The 18335-nt window shown below is 62.2% G+C and carries 13 protein-coding genes and 2 tRNA genes; 3 read left to right on the forward strand and 12 right to left on the reverse strand.

The annotated features are described in order from the left end of the window. Positions 1-3 precede the first annotated feature (3 nt). From purD to E5334_RS00940, 11 genes are all read right to left on the reverse strand, one after another. Positions 4-1290 (reverse strand): phosphoribosylamine--glycine ligase, encoded by a 1287-nt coding sequence (purD, locus tag E5334_RS00890; protein ID WP_136011731.1) that lies wholly within the window; start codon positions 1288-1290, stop codon positions 4-6. Between the two features lie 15 nt (positions 1291-1305). Continuing rightward, complete coding sequence (locus E5334_RS00895; protein WP_167604241.1) at positions 1306-2259, reverse strand: DegV family protein; 954 nt, start codon at positions 2257-2259, stop codon at positions 1306-1308. 42 nt (positions 2260-2301) lie between these two features. Next, positions 2302-3588: an adenylosuccinate synthase gene (locus E5334_RS00900; protein WP_136011733.1), complete on the reverse strand. Its 1287-nt coding sequence runs from the start codon at positions 3586-3588 to the stop codon at positions 2302-2304. A 116-nt stretch (positions 3589-3704) separates the two neighbouring features. Next, positions 3705-5102, reverse strand: a complete 1398-nt coding sequence (dnaB, locus tag E5334_RS00905; protein WP_136011734.1) for a replicative DNA helicase — start codon at positions 5100-5102, stop codon at positions 3705-3707. Between the two features lie 581 nt (positions 5103-5683). Beyond that, positions 5684-6232, reverse strand: a complete 549-nt coding sequence (gene rplI, locus E5334_RS00910; protein WP_136011735.1) for a 50S ribosomal protein L9 — start codon at positions 6230-6232, stop codon at positions 5684-5686. Between the two features lie 57 nt (positions 6233-6289). Further along, positions 6290-7312: a YybS family protein gene (locus E5334_RS00915; RefSeq protein WP_136011736.1), complete on the reverse strand. Its 1023-nt coding sequence runs from the start codon at positions 7310-7312 to the stop codon at positions 6290-6292. Positions 7313-7329: 17 nt separating this feature from the next. Next, positions 7330-7593: a 30S ribosomal protein S18 gene (gene rpsR / locus E5334_RS00920; RefSeq protein ID WP_136011737.1), complete on the reverse strand. Its 264-nt coding sequence runs from the start codon at positions 7591-7593 to the stop codon at positions 7330-7332. Positions 7594-7635: 42 nt separating this feature from the next. Next, the gene (locus E5334_RS00925; protein WP_136011738.1) at positions 7636-8145 is read right to left on the reverse strand and encodes a single-stranded DNA-binding protein; all 510 of its coding nucleotides are present in this window, start codon (positions 8143-8145) and stop codon (positions 7636-7638) included. Between the two features lie 47 nt (positions 8146-8192). Next, positions 8193-8486, reverse strand: a complete 294-nt coding sequence (rpsF, locus tag E5334_RS00930; RefSeq protein WP_136011739.1) for a 30S ribosomal protein S6 — start codon at positions 8484-8486, stop codon at positions 8193-8195. A gap of 410 nt (positions 8487-8896) precedes the next feature. Next, positions 8897-10198, reverse strand: a complete 1302-nt coding sequence (locus E5334_RS00935) for a DUF4013 domain-containing protein (protein WP_136011740.1) — start codon at positions 10196-10198, stop codon at positions 8897-8899. A 138-nt stretch (positions 10199-10336) separates the two neighbouring features. Then, positions 10337-11446, reverse strand: a complete 1110-nt coding sequence (locus E5334_RS00940; RefSeq protein ID WP_136011741.1) for a trimeric intracellular cation channel family protein — start codon at positions 11444-11446, stop codon at positions 10337-10339. 170 nt (positions 11447-11616) lie between these two features. On the opposite strand from E5334_RS00940, the gene E5334_RS00945 reads away from it, so the two are divergent. Together E5334_RS00945 and E5334_RS00950 are read left to right on the forward strand one after the other, a co-directional pair. Then, a tRNA-Ser gene (locus E5334_RS00945) sits at positions 11617-11707 on the forward strand. 40 nt (positions 11708-11747) lie between these two features. After that, positions 11748-11838: transfer RNA gene (locus E5334_RS00950), tRNA-Ser, on the forward strand. A 337-nt stretch (positions 11839-12175) separates the two neighbouring features. On the opposite strand, the gene E5334_RS00955 is transcribed toward E5334_RS00950, so the two are convergent. After that, positions 12176-12394: a hypothetical protein gene (locus E5334_RS00955; RefSeq protein WP_136011742.1), complete on the reverse strand. Its 219-nt coding sequence runs from the start codon at positions 12392-12394 to the stop codon at positions 12176-12178. Positions 12395-12589: 195 nt separating this feature from the next. On the opposite strand from E5334_RS00955, the gene E5334_RS00960 reads away from it, so the two are divergent. Continuing rightward, the gene (locus tag E5334_RS00960) at positions 12590-17776 is read left to right on the forward strand and encodes a DEAD/DEAH box helicase (protein ID WP_136011743.1); all 5187 of its coding nucleotides are present in this window, start codon (positions 12590-12592) and stop codon (positions 17774-17776) included. The last annotated feature ends 559 nt before the right edge of the window (positions 17777-18335 follow it).

Below are 18335 nucleotides of genomic sequence, written 5' to 3' on the forward strand. Positions count from 1 at the left end.
GGGCTATACCTCCCAGGCGTCGCGCCCTTTGGCGGCACGAGCCCCGATGTCATGACGAAGGGTCTTTCCCTCAAACTGGATCTTCTCGGCCGCCTCATAGGCCAGTGCCCGAGCCTCTTCAAAAGTGGGCGCCATGGCGGTGACGTCCAGCACACGGCCTCCGGCGGTCACCAGCTCGCCTTGGTCGTTTTTAGCCGTGCCCGCGTGATAGACCGTGACGCCGTCAAGGGCCTCAGCCTCGTCGATGCCGGTGATGACCTTGCCCTTCTCATAGGCGCCGGGATAACCCTCGCTCACCAGCACCACCGAAACCGCCCAGCGGGCATCCCAACCCATGGGCACCTGGTCCAGCGCGCCTGTGGCGGCCCCATAGAGGAACTGCAGGAAATCGCCCTTGAAGCGCGGCACGATGACCTGGGTCTCCGGGTCGCCAAAGCGGGCATTGAACTCCAGCACTTTGGGGCCTTGGGCGGTGAGCATGAAGCCGCCGTAGAGCACGCCTTGATAGGGGATGCCTTGGGCCGCCAGCGTGCGGACGACCTTCTCGTTGATGGTCTCCATCTGCGCCTGCTCCTGCGGGGTCACAAAGGGTACCGGAGAGTAGACGCCCATGCCGCCGGTGTTGGGGCCGGTGTCGCCCTCCCCCGCCCGCTTGTGGTCTTGGGCGGTGGCCAAGGGCACCACAGTGGTGCCGTCTGTCACCGAGAGCAGCGAGACCTCTGGCCCCTTGAGAAACTCTTCGATGACCACAGTGGATCCCGCCTCGCCAAAGGCTCCCGAGAAACACGAAGCCACCGCGTCCTGGGCTTCTTCCAGGGTTTGCGCCACTACCACGCCTTTGCCCGCAGCCAAGCCATCGGCCTTGACCACCACCGGGGCGCCCACCTTCTCCAGGTACGCCAGGGCGTCGGCCTCGTTGTCGAAGGCCTCATAGGCTGCCGTAGGCACATGGGCTTTTGCCATGACCTCTTTAGCGAACTTCTTGGAACCCTCCATCTGGGCCGCAGCGCCGCTGGGACCAAAGACGGCGATGCCCGCGTCGCGCAGGTTATCTGCCACGCCGGCCACCAGTGGAGCCTCAGGGCCAATGACCACCAGGTCGATATCGTGATCTTTAGCAAAGAGAGTCACCTGGACGCCATCTTCAGGATCGATGGGCGCCACTTGGGCGATCTCGTTCATGCCGCCGTTTCCCGGGGCCACCCACAGCTGCCCAGCCGCAGGCGAAGCTGCCATTGCCCTCAAGAGGGCATCTTCTCGGCCACCGGCACCCAAAAGCAGAACATCCACAGCGACTCTCCTCTCTCAAAGGTTGTCGTCCGCGTGGGCGACAAGCCCTTCTCTCTCCAAGCTCTCCAGATCCTTCAAGGGATCTGTCTCCGAGGACTCATGCACCAGATAGCGCACGGGCGCGTAAGCAATGCCCATGGCCCCCAAACCCAACGCCACCGCCACCGATCCCGAGGCATTTATCACCGTGGATCGCGTGGAGATGAACTCATTGGTATCCAGCGGCTTTTCCAAGATCGACAGGTTTCTGGGAAAGCCCACCGACACCTCTATGTAGCGCAGAGGCCCTTCTCTCTGGGCATCCAAGCTCATAAGCCGAGCAATGCGTCCCGCCAAAAGCCGCTGGTCACCGTGGTGCCCCACGCGGGTGAGGTGCCCGCGGCCGTCCATGGCCACAAACCCGTAGGATCCCGTCCAGCCGTCCACGATGGTGCGCAAGCGCTTTAAGGGGTTGGAGCGGGTATGGTTGTAGAGCGCGGCCCCTGGCGGGGTGATGAACAGCACGGTGACCCTAGGGATAAGCTGCTGCACATGCTCGATGGCCTCTTCGAAGCTCATGCCTACTTGACGGGCATGAACCAGGTCTGCCACCACCATGGCTTCGCCGGCAGAGACCAGCTTTGAGTCGATCACGGCCACCTGGCAGCGCTTCTTTACCTCTCGGGCAGCGGCCACCGCATTATCAAACACCTGCACCAGAGCAGAAGAGGCTGTGATACAGATGATGGGATCATCGCTTTGGTCGATGAGCTGGTTGAAGACCTCCATGAACTCGGCAGCCGAAGGCTGCGACAGGCGTAAGATGCCCTTGGCTGCCAGGTCTACGTAGACGTCGGCCGGATGGACGCCCAGCACATCGAGCTCATCCTTATACTTGCCTCGCAGGTGCATGGCTACCAGATGGACATCGTGGGCTTCGCACCACTCCTTGGGAAAATCGGACAACGTATCACAGACGATGCGAAACACAGAGGCCCTCCTCTCGCGAATCCTGCGGGCAGACGCTATGGCTTAGCGCCAGTGGCGATTGATGGTTTGCTCGCGATCAGGGCCTACCGCGATAAGGGAGACCGGCACGCCCGAGAGGCGCTCGATGAGGTCGATGTAGTCTTTGGCCTCGCGGGGCAGATCGGTGTAGTTACGCACGCCTGAGATGTCGCACTTCCAGCCGGGCAGCTCGATATAGACGGGCTTGGCCTTGTAGAAGAGCGACTGGTGCTCGGGCACGGTGGTGTAGCGCACACCATCCACGTCGTAGGCGATGCACACCTTGATGGTGTCCAGCACGCTCAAGACGTCCAGCTTGGTGACCGCCAGATCGGTGAGTCCGTTGACGCGGGCGGCATAGTTGACCACCACGGCGTCGTACCAGCCGCAGCGACGCTTGCGGCCGGTGGTCACGCCGTACTCGTGGCCCACCTCGCACAGAAGCTCGCCGATCTCGTCTCCCTGAGGGAGCTCGGTGGGGAACGGGCCGGAGCCCACGCGGGTGAGGTAGGCCTTGGCGATGCCCAACACGCGATCGATGTGCTTGGGACCTACGCCAGAACCGGTGATGGCGCCGCCAGCCGTGCAGTTGGAGCTGGTCACAAAGGGATAGGTGCCAAAGTCGATATCGAGCATGGTGGCCTGGGAGCCCTCGAACAAGATGTTCTTGCCCTCGGTGATGGCCTCGTTCAAGTAGCGGGAGCTCTCGATGATGTAGGGGCGCAGGCGCTCGGCATAGGGCAGGTAGGTCTCGCAGATCTGATCCACCGTGTAGCCAGGAAGGCCATAGATCTTCTCGAGGATGGGGTTCTTCTCGGCAAGGGCGGTCTCCAGCTTCTCGCGGAAGATCTTCTCATCCAGCATGTCCTGCATGCGCAGGCCTATGCGGGAGACCTTGTCGGAATAGCAGGGGCCTACGCCGCGGCGGGTGGTGCCGATGAGGTTCTTGCCCAGGCGGCGCTCGTTGGCCCCGTCAAGATCCTTGTGATAGGGCATCACGATGTGGGCGTTGCCGCTGATCTTGAGGTTGTGATAGGAGACGCCCTGCTCGTCGAGGGTGGCGAATTCTTCGAGCACCACCGAGGGGTCGACGATGCAGCCGTTGCCGATGACAGGCACGACACCCTCATACATAACGCCCGAAGGGATCTGGTGCAGTCCAAACTTATGACCGTTGGCTACCACGGTATGACCGGCGTTGGCGCCGCCTTGGCAGCGACATACCACATCGTACTCGCCGGAGATGAGGTCTGTGACCTTGCCTTTTCCCTCATCGCCCCACTGGGTACCCACAAGAATCGTCGAGGCCATTGGTTTTCTTCCCCCTCAAACTCTTTAGCGCCGCCCTCCGTGACGGCGCAGCATCATTCCTCAGTATAGTGGAGGGACGTCCTGCTCTGAAGGCACAACGCAAGGCGTCAGAAAAGCTAGGCTGGAGGCGCCATGTCGGCATGGGTGCGGTCCAGCTCCATAAACTTGGTTTGGTCTTTGAGAAACACCATCTCGATGGTGCCCACGGGGCCGGAACGGTTCTTGGCGACGATGAACTCGGTGATGCCCTCGTCGGGGCGGTCTTTTCGCTCGGCCTCCTCGGGGGTGGTGGAGCGGTCCAGCAGGATGACGATGTCTGCGTCCTGCTCGATGGCGCCGGACTCACGCAGATCGGAGAGCTGAGGGCGCTTGCCGGTGCGGTTTTCCGATTGACGAGAGAGCTGCGAGAGGGCGATGACGGGCACCCCTAGGTCCTTGGCCATGATCTTGATGCCGCGGCTCATCTCCGAGACCTCGGTGGCGCGGGAGTCCGAGCGCTTGGAGGGTGGCGGGCTCACCAGCTGGAGGTAGTCCAGGATGACCACTGCCTTCTCCTTGTTATGGAGCATGCGGCGGGCCTTGGCGCGCACCTCGGTGACGGTGGTGCCGGGGGTGTCATCGATAAGGATGTCAAGCTTGGAGATCTCCTCTGAAGCCTGGAGCAGCGCAGGCCACTCCTCACCGGAGATGTTGGCGCTGCGGATCTTTTGCAAGCCCACCGCAGAGCGTGCAGCCAGCAGTCGCTGGGCGATCTCTGTAGAGCTCATCTCCAGGGAGAAGAAAGCCACCGTGGCGCCGTTCTCCGCCGCCTGCACCGCCAGGTTGAGGGCGAAGGAGGTCTTGCCCACGCCAGGGCGGGCGCCCACTACCACCATTTGACCCTCGCGAAGACCCAACAGCTTGTGGTCCAGCTGCTGGAAGCCGGTCTTGACACCTAAAGCATCCTCGCCGGCGGCCGCCTGCTCCTGAAGCTGCAGGTAGAGGTCCTGCATGGCCGTTTGCATGGTGATGTAGTTGGAGCGCACGTCGCGGTCGGTCACAGAGAGGATCATGCGCTCTGCAGAGTCGATGACCTCTTTGGTGTCCTCTGGCGCGTCGAAAGCCAGGCTGGAGATCTCTGCGGTGGCGGTGATGAGCTGGCGCAGGGTGGAATCGCGCTTGAGCATCTCCATGTAATGGCGCCAAGAGGAGAGCGCGAAGGTGTTGGAAGTGATCTCCGTGATGTAGCGGGGGCCGCCGATGGCCTCCAGCTGCTTGGAGGACTTGAGCCTGTCCGCCAACGTCACAGGATCGACAGGCAGCGATGCGTCAAACATGTCGCGCAAGGTGGAGAAGATGGTTTGGTGACGAGGCATGAAAAAGTCCTCGTCACGCAGCTCTACCAGGCATTCTTGCAATACATCAGGGGAAAGCAGCATGGCCGAGAGCACCGACTGCTCTGCCTCGATATCCTGGGGCATTGTGGGGGCAGCGTCCCTGCCGCTAAAGCCGGCGGGGGTTAAGGCTGAAGGCATTGCACGCTCCTTTGAGCCAGAGTTCACGGACTGCATAGTACTCCGAAACCAAGCCCTCCGTTGTTTTCATATATGATTGCTTTTCCACTCTCAACAGGCCGATGTTGTTAAGGGGTAAGGCTCTGTCCTGCCGCTTTCTGGGTTTTCAACGTTTTCAACATGTTTTAGTACCCTCGGTAAAATTCTTTTCAACATTTTGCGAACGATTGTTCGCTCTTTCCCCGTTGCCCCAAATACCTGGGATTTCGCCTCGCAGCTGCTTCGCACCTTCATAAACCACCAGGTAGATGCTGTGTTATTTTCAAAAACCCAGCCAAAGGGGGAGCCGCTGTCCAAAAAGAGCACACCTTACAAATAAAAATAGCCCTTGACTTGAAGTGTCCAATTAGGCAACCCCTCGCCCAGGATTGTCGAAATAGGGGGTTATTAACAACCCATGGCGATCGATCTATAGCAAAAGCCCAGCTCACAGTCACAAGAGCCTTGTAAGTCCCCTGAAACTGTGGCCGGGCTTCTCGGCAGCTTTCTTTAGAGCCCTCTGTGGAGCCCTAGGAAAGCCGTTCATAAAAACGCAAGGTGCACTAGGCCTCGGCGGGAGCCTCAGCCTCGGGAGCTTCAGAAGCCTCGCCTTCGACAGCGAGCTCCTCAGACTCGGCAACCTCCTCGTCGCCTGCGGGAAGGTCCTCAGGCTGACCCACCTGGACGCCCAGGGTGGCGAAGATATTGCGGTAGATGGAAACGATGACCTCGTGGAGGCCAGCGGTCTTGATGGGCTTCTTGATCTCGATGCGCTTGCGGTCGATCTCGATGCCGTACTGCTCTTTCAGGGCAGCGCCCACCATGGCGTTGGTGACGGAGCCAAAGAGCTGGCCCTCGTCGCCCACCTTGACGTCGACGACTACAACCTTGCCGTCAATTTGCTCGCGGAGGGCCTCGGCATCGGTGATGCGCTTGGCCTCGCGCTGGGCAATATTGTTGCGGCGCTGCTCGAGCTGCTTAATGTTGCCCGGGGTGGCAGGCTGGGCGATGCCGTTGGGGAACAGGTAGTTCTCCGCATAACCCTGGGCGACGTCGATGATGTCGCCCTCTCCGCCCTTGCCCCGGAGCTCACCCAGAAGGATGACTTTCATGGGACTACTCCTTTGATCGGCCAGCCGATAGCGGCCGGCGAAAACTCTTGTGATCCATCAGGCGGCAGATGCCTTTGGCTCGCCACGGTCGAGGTGGCGAAAGTTCGCAAAGAAATCTACGACGCCCAGGATGCTGACGACAAAGAACGATGCCTCTAGCTGCAGTGCCAGAAGGATCACCAGGAACCTTATGAGGCACCCGGCCTGATACTTCTGAAGCCACCACATAAGGACTCCGTAGCCCTCCAAAAGGAAGACGAAGCGCACTGCCATAAGGGCGCTGGCGCCCACGGTGGCGGCCGCCTGGCTCAAGGGCCCAAACAAGAAGTTGAAGGCCATGAGGGCAATGCTGCCGATAAGCACCACCATTGCCCAGGTGGGAGCATCGGCTGCTTGGGCTCTCCAGGTAGGAGGAGTGCCCGGAGTCTCGCGGGCCACCCAGCCTGCAAAGTGGGCTGCAAGCACACTCAAGCCAGCCGCCACAAAGTAGGCGAAGGGCCAAAGCAGGTAGATAACCCAGATCACAGAGCGAATCTGCGCTGCCATCTCAAGGCCGGAAGCCTTGGAGATCGCCTGGACTTGCGTGTCGATGATGCTGCGGACGGCGGCAAAGAAGTCTTCGCCGGCCAGAGACATCACCAGCCAGTTGAGTCCGATGGTGGCAAGGGTTGCCAGTGCGGCTGCTGCGTAGTCCACCGTGAGGTTGGCACGCTTTTTGGCCGCCAGGCCGCCCACCACAAGCGCAACGCACAGATCCACGCCGCCTTGGAGCACCACACCCAAGTTGCCCTGGACCCAAAGCCATCCCAGGACGAGGCCTGCCACAGAGGCAGCCGCCAGAGCCCCTAGATAGGAGCGGGAGAGCTTGGCGGATATCCCTCGCGAGGTACCGTAGGCCACCATGGCGACGCCAATGACGGCAATGCTGGTGAGGGCCACCGCCCCAAAGCCGCACCAGATAAGGGCGCTTACAAAGGGGCGAGGCTGAGAGGGTTTGGGCTGCATGGGAGGTTCTTCTCCGTAGCGCACCAGACCGGTCTCTTCTTGAGTGTCAGAGTTCTTGTCGTCTCTAAAGGCCACGATGAGACCTGGTGCCTCTAGTCGCGACGACGGCCGCCGCGGTTGGATACCACGGGTACCGTGTAGGGCAGAAGAGCCATCACGCGGGCGCGCTTGATGGCGTTGGCGATGTCGTGCTGGTGCTGCGTGCAGGCGCCGGTGACGCGACGGGGCTTGATCTTGCCGCGATCGGTCATGTACTTGCGAAGGAGCTGGGTGTCCTTATAGTCGATGAACTCGACATCCTCCTTGCAGAACTGGCAATACTTGCGACGCGGCTGACGCTGATATTCAGTAGCCATGTCTTTGAGTACCTTTCGTATACCGGCAGGAGGCCGGAATAATTAGAACGGGATGTCCTTGTCGTAGACATCGCCAGCAGGCGGTGCCTGGACAGGGGCAGGCGCGGGGGTAGAAGCGGTGAAGCTCTGGTTTTGCGGGGCGCCCATCTGCGGGGCTTGCTGAGCATAACCGCCCTGCTGAGGATAGCCTCCCGGTTGGCCCTGCTGGCCTTGCTGGTCGCGAGAGCTCATGAACTCGACCTCGTCGACAACCACCTCGATCTTCGAGCGGTTTTTGCCAGACTCGCGGTCTTGCCATTGGCTCCAGCGCAGCTTGCCCTCGATAGCCACCTTCATCCCCCTGTGGAGGATGTTCGCCAGCGACTGAGCCCGGTTGCCAAACATCACGCAGTCGATGTAGTTGGGGCGATCCTCCCACTGCTGGGTCTGCGGATTGCGCCAACGATCATTCACGGCCACGCCAAAGGACAACACGCTGCTCCCCGAAGGCAGCGCGCGAAGCTCAGGGTCGCGGGTGAGATTGCCGGTGATGGTTACTCGATTGATGCTCATGGTGAAACAGCCTCCTTGAGTGATCCGGATGGGTCACTTCGCAGTCATTACTCGTGGTCGGGACGACGGACGATCATGTGACGCTTGATGGCATCGGTGATGCGGCACACACGGTCGAGCTCGGCGATCTGAGTGGGGTCTGCGTGGAAGTTGATGAGGGTGTAGTCGCCCTCGGTGAGCTTGTCGATCTCATAGGCGAGCTTGCGCTTGCCCCAGTTGTCGACGTTGTCGATGGTGCCACCATTCTCAGTGATTGCGCTATCGATGCGCTTCAGGGCGCCAGCGCGGGTCTCCTCATTGATGGTGGGGTCGACGATGAACAGAATCTCATAGGCCTTCATGATTTCACCTCCTCCGGGCTAAATGGTCTCGGGTCGTGAAGGTTTGCGCCCGAGGCAGGAAAGGTCAGTGTTCGATATTAGCACAGCAGACCCGCCTCCCCAGCTAACACACATCATTGGATGATTCTCACAACACAGTACCTGCCGAGAAGAACCACCCTCAGGCTCGCAGCCGCTGGCTCCAAGGCTTTCACCGGCTTTTGTCACATTTCTGTCCCGCCGCTGGCCATTTTTTGACCAAACCGGCAAAATCCCAGGTAAGCCTTGTGAAGTTCCTGTTATTCGAGATGAGGCTCCACGGGATCCATAAAAAAGAAGGGCCATTGGCAGCGGCCCTTCCCTACAGTTCTTTGGCGCGCAAGACAGCCTGCACTAATACTCTTGTAGGCGCTGGCAACCCTGAGGCCTGGTTACTCCTCGGGTTCGCCGCCTTCCTCCTCATCCTCTTTGTGCACGATGAGGGGCGTCACTATCTCGCCCTCATCGTCGTCGGCAATGGGGCGCCCCATTCCGGGGATGGGAGGCTCGGGAGCGTCCTCATACTCATCCGCCTCTTCCTCTCGCCCGTCATGGGAGTCGACGGTTGGCTCTTGGACGTCCGCCTCGACGTCTGTTTGCGGCTGATCGTCCAACACCAGCTGGATGGGAGTTGCCTCTTGTGCCTGAGAGGAGGATGGCCCGATCGCCGCCTGCTCTTCTGCCACAGGCGGCTGGGGCGCGGGTTTCTCGGCAAGGGAAGGCTGGGGCTCTGCGGGAGCTGCAGGCTGTCCAGGCGCGACCGCCGAGACAGGCGCCTGAGACTGCGAAGCAGCCTGAGCTGCGGGAGACGGTTGAGGCTGCGATGCTGGCTGAGGCTGCGGATAGGGGTTGTAGAAACCCGTAGGCACAGGATCGGAGCCGGAAGACAGGGGCACAGGATCGGAGGGGCTTCCCCAGACAGGCACGTTGAACTGGCGGATCCAGAGGGCGCCGGCAGTGTAGACCAAAAGCATGGCGACGACGCTGATCACATTGGCGACGTAGCTTGCCAAAAGCATGGGCAGCATGGCCGATTGGATGAGCCCTGCCACCGAGGTCGCGATGAGGGCGGCGCTATTGGTGGCGTAGCTATAATAGGCACCCCACAGGAGCGACATAACCGACGGGATCATAGAAAAGATCGCGATCGCCAGGGGAATGGCCGTGACCAAGCCCCCCAAGACGGCGATGCCAAGGATGCGGAAGAGGCCGCCCAGATCATAGGCGAACATGGTCCAGACTTGTGAGAAGCCAAACCCGGCGCCGATCTTTTGGTAGATGCAGCCCCTCAGGTTGGCCACGAGCACCAGAAGGCCTGCGAAAATATCCAGGCCCACGAGAAGGATCCCCAAAACGATGCTGCCACCGGTCCCCGCGAAATCCATCATCCAGGCAAGCGCCGAGGCCACGATGCCTGCCAAGAGGCCCCAGCCCAGCGAGATCACAAAGGCGCGCCATCCGGCGCCGATGCACTCGCCCACGCGCACGCCGCGCTGCTTGGGAGCCGCGTCCACTCCCCAGGCAGTGAGCCGAGCCCAGCAGAGCCCGTAGCCCGCCACCCCCAACGCTCCGAAGATAGGCACATAGAGGCTGAGCGCCAGGATGCACATCGGGGCCAGCCAGCCTTTGTCCTGCGTCATCATGCGCCAGGCACGGGAGAGGTAGTGTCCGTTCACAAACGTCGTGTCTGCCATGGGAGGCCCTTCTCATGTAGGAGGCAGTGCCATTGCGTGGTCGTGGAACTCATACTAGCGCACCTTTACCGAGAAACCCCTGGCCCTCCAAGGTGCAAGCTTTTACGAATCCCTTACCACCCGATAACTGGCGCTGGCCTAGCGGTAGGGCAGCTGGTCGTCGGGATCTGTGAGAGTCTCTTTTTTGGGAGAGGGCTCTGGCATGAGGAGGGTCTTCTCGGCAGGTTCGTGAGGGGCGAAGATGGCCTCGGCGGAACCTTTGGCCTGCCCTTCTGCAGCTTCGCGCTCCCGGGCCTCCAGCTCTTCGCCCAGCTCCTCGCGAAGTTCTTGTTTGATTTCTTCTTTCATCTGGTCGCGGCGCTGCTCGCGAGCCTGTTGGGCCGCGTCGGTGCTGCTTGGCGCTGGCGCGAACGAGCCCGTAGAGGAATCCCAGCGCACGCTGTGGCCCATTCGGCTGCCACGATAGGGAATGTAGGGATTACTCACCGTGCGATACTTGAGCCTGCGGGTATAGTCGATGAGCCGGGGCGTATAGTCCACCGGGCTGGGCGTGGTAATGCCAAACCTAAGCGACAGCCAGCGCAAAAGGCAGCAGACGGCCACGCAGACCACCACGGCGAACCCCTTCACAAGCCCGGCGTAGACCAGGGCGCAATAGACCGCCGCTGATATCAGCGCGCAGGAGGCGTAGAGGTTTCCTGGTCTAAAGATCTGGGGGACGTCGCCTAGGAAGATGTCGCGCAGCATGCCGCCGCCCACGCCGGTGAGCACGCCCATGAGCAGGGCCGCCATGACGGGGAGCTCGTGGATGATGGCCTTGTCGGTACCGGAGGCGGTGAAGATGCCCACCGCCAGGATGTCCACGATGGCCGTGGCTTTATCCAACGACTTGAACAACCCCGAGAAGAAAAACACCGCGGTCCCGGCCAGCGCCGCCGTAGGAATGGCCCAGTCGTTGGAGAGCATGTAGACGCTGCCGCACTGCATGATCATGTCGCGGATAAGGCCGCCGCCAAGCCCGCAGAGCATACCCAGGCCTGCAGCGCCAAAGAGGTCCAGCTTGCGCTCTGAAGCCGTGAGCCCGCCAAAGGCCGAGCCCACCACCACAGCGACCATATCGATCCACTCGGGCATGGTGAGGGTGATGAACTGAGGATTGAGCGTCGTGAAGAGGGTGCCCACGGGATTCTCCTCGAAATCGATGACAGTAGCGCGTGCAGCCTGCGTGCGAGTCTGCCTGTGCCCCATGCAGAGCGGCGCGCCATGTAGGGAGCGACGCACCAGGCAGAGCTGCACACCATGCAGAGCTGCACACCATGCACCATTATGATGTGTTGGTGCGATGAGGGCAGCGGGCACTTTTATTCTTCTACACACTGGAGCGCCGATGTGTTATTCTAGCCGTTGCAATTGCATAAGGAGAGTTGTCCGAGCGGCTGAAGGAGCACGATTGGAAATCGTGTAGGCGGTAACCCCGTCTCCCGGGTTCAAATCCCGGACTCTCCGCCAGTATGTTTAAGGCGGCACCTACGGGTGCCGCTCACCCTATGGAGGGGTGGCAGAGTGGTTGAATGCGGCGGTCTCGAAAACCGTTTACGTGCTTCGCACGTACGAGGGTTCGAATCCCTCCTCCTCCGCCAGTAAATCAAGCCTGCACGCGCGGTGAGCCCAGCGAGCACAGGCTGTGTATGAGGACCCTTTGCAAGGGTCCTTTTTAGTGCAAAGTGACTCTCATGCAATGGGCTGCAGGTGGACATGGACGCGTGCTGCTAAAGCGTGCAGGCGGAAACAGGCTCCTACAAACATGCTCATGCGTCCCTCTGAAAACTTGCTACATTAGTTACACCAGACGTAGCTGATGCAGAGAGTTTTTCCAGTGCAGCTATACCCTTACTAGTGCAGCTATACCCTTGCAATACCTGCACGTTCACCGTTCCCAATGCCTACGCCTCGCCACAGCCAGTTGCTGCTCAGCGCCTATTCGTCTGGCGCTCCCAGACTTTGCCTCGCCAGTACTTCTGCGGCAGTCTTGCGAGGAATGTAAGACCCTTTGAACGCCTTTTTGTCATAGCTCACAACGGCATCTACCTGCAGTGCCTCTGCAGCAGCGCGAATAAGCCCGTCTTCATAGTCTGCCTCATTGGAATCCAGTGCGCTATATACAAGGAGTCCGGTGAGATCTACCAGGTCAAACACCTCTGAGATCTCTCGAATGGAGGCTCAGGCATCCTCTTCGCTCATGTAATGTCGATACAAAGCATAATTAATCTCATTCAAAGACAAGGTCAACGCATACACGGCGCCCTTGGTTGCCAACATGTGATGCAAAAGGCAGCCCTTCGTTTGCAGCCCTCGGCTGTTGGTAGCCAGCCACAGGGGTAGTCTGGTTGTATGGATACTTCATCGGCTGCCCACAGCAGCGCTTCTCGGCAAGAACATAGTGCGCTCATGCGCCTCTCGCCCTTGGTGCGCCAATGGTTCGCCCAGAGCTTCGAGGCCCCTACGCAGGTACAGGAGGCGGCTTGGAACGCCATCTTGGACTGCAAGAACGTGCTGGCGGTGGCACCTACAGGATCGGGCAAGACGCTGGCGGCGTTCCTGTGTGCCATCGATCGGCTTATGAGCGACCCGCCTGCCGCCAAAGGCGTGGTGGTGCTCTATGTGTCGCCGCTCAAGGCCCTGGCAGCCGACGTGGAGAAGAACCTGCGCCGCCCTTTGGCCGAGCTGGGCGAACTGGCGGCATCCGGAGCGGTCGACCTGGGCGCTGATAGCGCGGCCGGGGCGCCGGCAGTGCTGCCCAGCGTGGCCATACGCACCGGCGACACGCCGCCTCGCGAGCGGGCGCGCATCAAAAGCAAGCCGCCCCAGATCCTTATCACCACTCCCGAGTCGCTCTATCTCATGCTCACCAGCCAGGCGGCCTCGGTGCTGTCGCGGGTGGAGACGGTGATCGTCGACGAGATCCACTCCATCGCCGGCTCCAAACGAGGCGCCCACCTGGCTCTTTCGTTGGAGCGCCTGGACGCGCTGTTGGAGACGCCGGCGCAGAGGGTGGGGCTTTCGGCGACCGTGCAGCCGGTGGAAGAAGTGGCGCGGTTTTTGGGAGGAGCCCATCCGGTGGAAGTGGTGGGCGATGCTCCAGCGCCGGCTATCGACCTTGCCGTGCGCATCCCAGTGGCAAACATCAATGCAGTGCCGGAGTTTTTGGGCACTGGCACACCTAAGCTCACGCGCGCTCCCGCACCCAAAGATGCCTGGAAGACCGACCGTAGCCTCAAGGCCGCCATGGGCGCCCAGGCTGCCGAGAAACCCGCGCCCTCCGGCCAGAGAGCCTTCGGCGCTTCGCAGCCCAAGGCGCCCCAGATGTCCCGGGAGTCCCGAGTGGGCTCGCGCTCCATCTGGCCGTCGCTGGAAGCCGAGCTCCTCTCCCAAGTCGAAAGCCACACCTCCACGCTCGTCTTTGTGAACTCCCGCGGGCTGTGCGAACGGCTTACCGCCCGGCTCAACGAGCGCCACGCCCAAGAAGCCGGTCTCATGCCAAAAGGCGCCCCGGTAGTCGAGGGGGCGTTCAGGGGCTCTCTCGGGTCCCCCGATTCCCACACAGAACCGCTGCCCGAAGGGGCCGAGACTATCGCGCGCGCCCATCATGGGTCGGTGTCCAAGGAGCGCAGGCTGGCCATCGAGAGCGAGCTTAAGGCAGGCTCGCTGCCTTGCGTGGTAGCCACATCCAGTCTCGAGCTGGGCATCGATATGGGCTCAGTGGATCTGGTGTGCCAGGTGGCTCCGCCCTTGTCGGTAGCCTCAGGGCTCCAGCGTATAGGCCGCGCCAACCATAGGGTGGGAGGCCGGTCGCAGGCCATCCTCTATCCGCGCACAAAACTCGAGCTCATAGACTGCGCTGTGATGGCTCAGGCCATGCTGGCAGGGGATATCGAAGCCACTCGGCTGGTAAAGAACCCTCTGGACGTGCTGGCACAGCAGACCGTGGCTGCGGTGTCCCAAGCGCCTCAGGGCCTTCGGGCCTCGCAGTGGTTTGAGACCGTGCGACGGGCGGCCAACTTCTCAGAGCTGCCCCGTGAAGCCTTCGACCGGGTGCTGGCTATGCTGGCTGGCGCCTTTGCCACCGACGACCTGGAGAGCTTCGCCCCTCGGCTGGTGTGGGACCAGGCAGAAGACCTGCTCACTCCCCTGCCGGTCTCAGGACGCATGGCCATCTCCAGCGCCGGCACCATCCCCGACCGGGGCCTCTACCCGGTGTTCACCCACGAGGCCCAGGGGCGACAAGGGCGCCGGCGCGTGGGCGAGCTGGACGAGGAGATGGTCCATGAGAGCCGGGTGGGAGACGTCATCACTCTTGGAACCACCACCTGGCGCATCACCGAGATTTCCAACGACCGCGTGCTGGTGAAGCCTGCGAAGGCGCGGGCTTCTCGGCTGCCCTTTTGGCATGGGGAAGGGCCCGGCAGGCCCTACGAGGACGGCCTTCGCAAGGGGGAGTTTCTGGCGGCGGCCTCTTCTGCGCTCGAGGGCACGGAGTTCGATGAGAGTTTTAGGGCTCGCCTCGTCCAATGCGGGATGGAGGCCGACGCCATCGGGAGCCTGGGGCAGGTGCTGGCTCGCCAACGGGCGGCCACCGGCGTGATCCCCAGCGGGCAGTCGCTGGTCATAGAGATGGTGGAAGACGAGGTGGGAGACACTCGGCTGCTGCTGCACTCCCCCTTTGGCCGGGCGGTGCACGCTCCCTGGGCGCTGGCGGTGGCCGATCGCATCGAGCGCCTTTGGGGCTATGACCCGGAAGCCATGGCCGCAGACGACGGCATTCTGTTGCGGCTTTCGCCCACTGCGGGCGAGGTGCCTGGACCGGAGATCTTCATCTTCGAAGAGGAGGAGCTGCGCGCAGCCGTACAGCGAAGAGTGGCTTCTACCTCGCTTTTTGCCGCGCGTTTCCGCGAATGTGCCGCTCGCGCCCTCCTTATGCGCCCCAGCGCCTTTGGCAAGCGGGCGCCGCTGTGGGCCCAGCGGCTGCAAGCCTCCCAGCTCCTGGAGCAGGCGCGGCAGCTGGAGGACTTTCCTATGGTGCTGGAGGCGCTGCGCGAGTGCGTCCAGGACGTCTACGACTTAGACGGCCTGGCCCACCTCATGGGCCAGCTGCGCTCCAAACAGGTGGCCATCACCCAGGTAGCCACCACCACGCCGTCGCCCTTCGCCGGCAACCTGCTCTTTGGCTACGTCATGGAACACCTCTACGACGCCGACAAGCCCCAGGCCGAGCGCTCCGCCGCCTTGCTCTCCATAGACCCCTCCCTGCTGGCCGACCTTCTGGGCTCCCCTGACCTTTCCAGCCTCATAGACCCCGCCGTCCTGCGCCAACTGGAAGCCCAGCTCCAGTGGCTCGCCTCTGGACATAAGGCCACAAGCCCCGCCGGCCTCGCCCGCATGCTGCGGGCTTTGGGACCGCTTACGCTCGATGAGATCGCCCGGCGCTGCGACCCTGCAAATGCGGCGGACGCCTGGCTTGCCCAACTGTCCCAGGAAAAGCAGGTCTTCCAGGGCGCCGTCGCCGGCCAGCCCTGTTGGATCGCCGCCACCGACGCCCAGGCCCTCCACCAGGTGCTGGGCCTCCCAGTACCCTCCTGGGCGCCGGCCGCTCCTACGACTGCCCCCGTTGCCGAGAAACCCGCAGCTCAGGAGCTTGATGTCTTAGTGGGACTCCCGCTGTCGCCCTCACTTGGCATCCGGACCCCTGAGCAACCCGGCCGCTTTCTGGATGCCCTAATGGCTCGCTACGCAGGCTGTCACGGCCCCTTTAGCACCCAGGCGGCCGCAGCTTCTCTGGGCCTGGGCGCAGAGCCTGTGGCCGACGCCCTAGAGCGCCTGAGTGCCCAGGACCGCCTGTTGCGCGGCGACTTTGGCATAGACGAGCTGGGTCACGAGCGCCTGTGGGTGGCTGCTACAGTATTCAAACAGTTGCGCAAACGCTCGCTGGCCGCCGCCCGGGAGGCCATGGAGCCCGTGGGTATGGACACCTATTTGGAAAGCCTCTGGCGCCTTCAGGAGATCCCGGCCCAAGACACCCGCGATCAGGCAGACCCTGTGGATCTGCTGGCTTCCTGCATCGCCCTCTACGAGGGGGTGTGGCTTGAGGCCGGCGCCTGGGAGCAGGTGGTCTTCCCTGCCCGCGTGCCCGGCTATACCCCCAAGCTGCTGGACGAGCTGCTGGCTACCGGCGAGGTGGTGTGGCAGGGGCGCCGCACGCTGGACGCTGCCAAAAAGCCCAGCTACCAGGTGGCGTTCTTCCCCACCGACTCCCCCTTCGCCCCGCTGCCGCTGGCCGCCGAGGCTGCCGCAGACGCGCATCTCGCGCCCAACGCCCCTGACGCGCCGGATTCCAGCGATCCCGCCGATTCCCAAAAACTCGCCGGCATCACCCCGCCCCAGCGCGCCGACGATCTTGCCGCCACTGCCGCCGACAACCCCCTTTGGCAAGCGATGTCCAAGGGAGGCGGCTGGTCCTTCTCGGCATTGAAGGAGGCCTGCGCCACCGTTGCGGCAGGGCGCGGCGAAGCGGCCCCAAGCTCGGCAGAGATCCAGAGCCAGCTGGAAGACTACCTGTGGGGCGGTCTAGTGCTGGTGGACTCCTTTGGACCAGCTCGCACGGTTACCCAACCCGCCAAAGCGCCCAAAGCCGCTCCCACCCGCCGCCGATCCCGCTCCCGCTACAGCCGCGCTTCTGCATCGCGGGCGCCCCGACCTGCCTCGGTTCCCGTGGACACGGCGCTTTCCGGCTGCTGGGCCCTCACCCAAGCCGCCGAGGCCGCCGACACTGAGCGCGCCCTCGCTCTGGTGCAATCCGCGTTGGACCGCTACGGGGTCCTCACCCCCGAGGTGGCCCGCGTCGCCGCCATTCCCGGCGGACTCAGCCAGATCTACCCGGCCCTTCGCGCGCTGGAAGACACCGGGGGTCTCTGGCGCGGCCAGTTTGTGGACGGCCTGGGCCCGCTGCAGTACGCCACCCCCGACTTTGTGGAGGCCCTTCGCGCGTCCGCTGCCGAGAAACCCGCCCCCGCTGACTCCAAGTCCCCCGCTGCCGACACCCCGCAGACGCCACCCTCCACTTCCCACGCTGCCCCTGAGCTGCGAGTCTTGTCCGCCACCGATCCCGCCCAACCCCTGGGTGCCCTCTTCCCCTGGCCTGCAAGTGCCGAGAAGCCCACCCGCCGGGCTGACGCCCACTGCGTCTTCGCCGACGGCGCCCCGGTGCTCTATGCGAGCGTGCATCTCAAATCTATATATGTCTATATGTCAGCTGAAGACGATGAGCAGGTGGACACCGCTGCACCATCGGCCGCCGCCACGACCAACAGCGATGATGCCCTGGTGACCCACGCCATCCAGGCGCTTTTGGCTGCCGAGAAAGCTGCCGCCCAGCGCCAAGGCCTCTCTTGGGCCAACCAAAAGATCGAAGTGGAACTGGTGGATGAGCAGACGGTTCTCAAAACTCACTGGGCCCAGGTGCTGGCGAACATCGGCTTTGTGCGCACCCCCTCCGGGATGCGCTTCTATCCCGACCCGTTCTAGCTCACAACCTGGGATGGTGGGGTTTCTCGGCAGCACGGGGCGCATGGGCGAGCGGCGCAACGGCAGGTCTGCCAACTTGGAGCGTCTGGCAGAGCAAACTGCCAAGCTAGGTTGATTGGCAGGATTATTGAGCCGACAGTCTGCCAATCTACCCTCTGTGATCCCGCAGTTTAGCTGCGCCCAGGGCCATGAAGCCTAGATTGGCAGGCTTTTGCGGCCGCAGACCTGCCAATCTGGGTTGTCTGGCAGCTCTTTGGCACGAGAGTTCATTAGAGTATGGCGATCTTGGCATGAGAAGCTTCTAGGGCATGGATTTTGGCGAAATCCATGCCCTATCGGAGACTTCTGCCAACTTTTCCATGCCCTACCTGCGTCTCGTGCCAGCAGGCACCTGACGTCGTTTGGCATGAAGTCCCACTAGACGATGGCGATCTTGGCAGAAGCGCCCGCTAGACGATGGATTTGGGCCAAATCCATCGTCTAGCGGCATCTTGTGGCAGCTATGCCGCTGCCTAATGATCTCTTGTGCCAAAACCATCTCAACCGGCACCTATTAGGT

The organism is Muricaecibacterium torontonense (assembly GCF_004793925.1).
GTDB lineage: Bacteria > Actinomycetota > Coriobacteriia > Coriobacteriales > Atopobiaceae > Leptogranulimonas > Leptogranulimonas caecicola.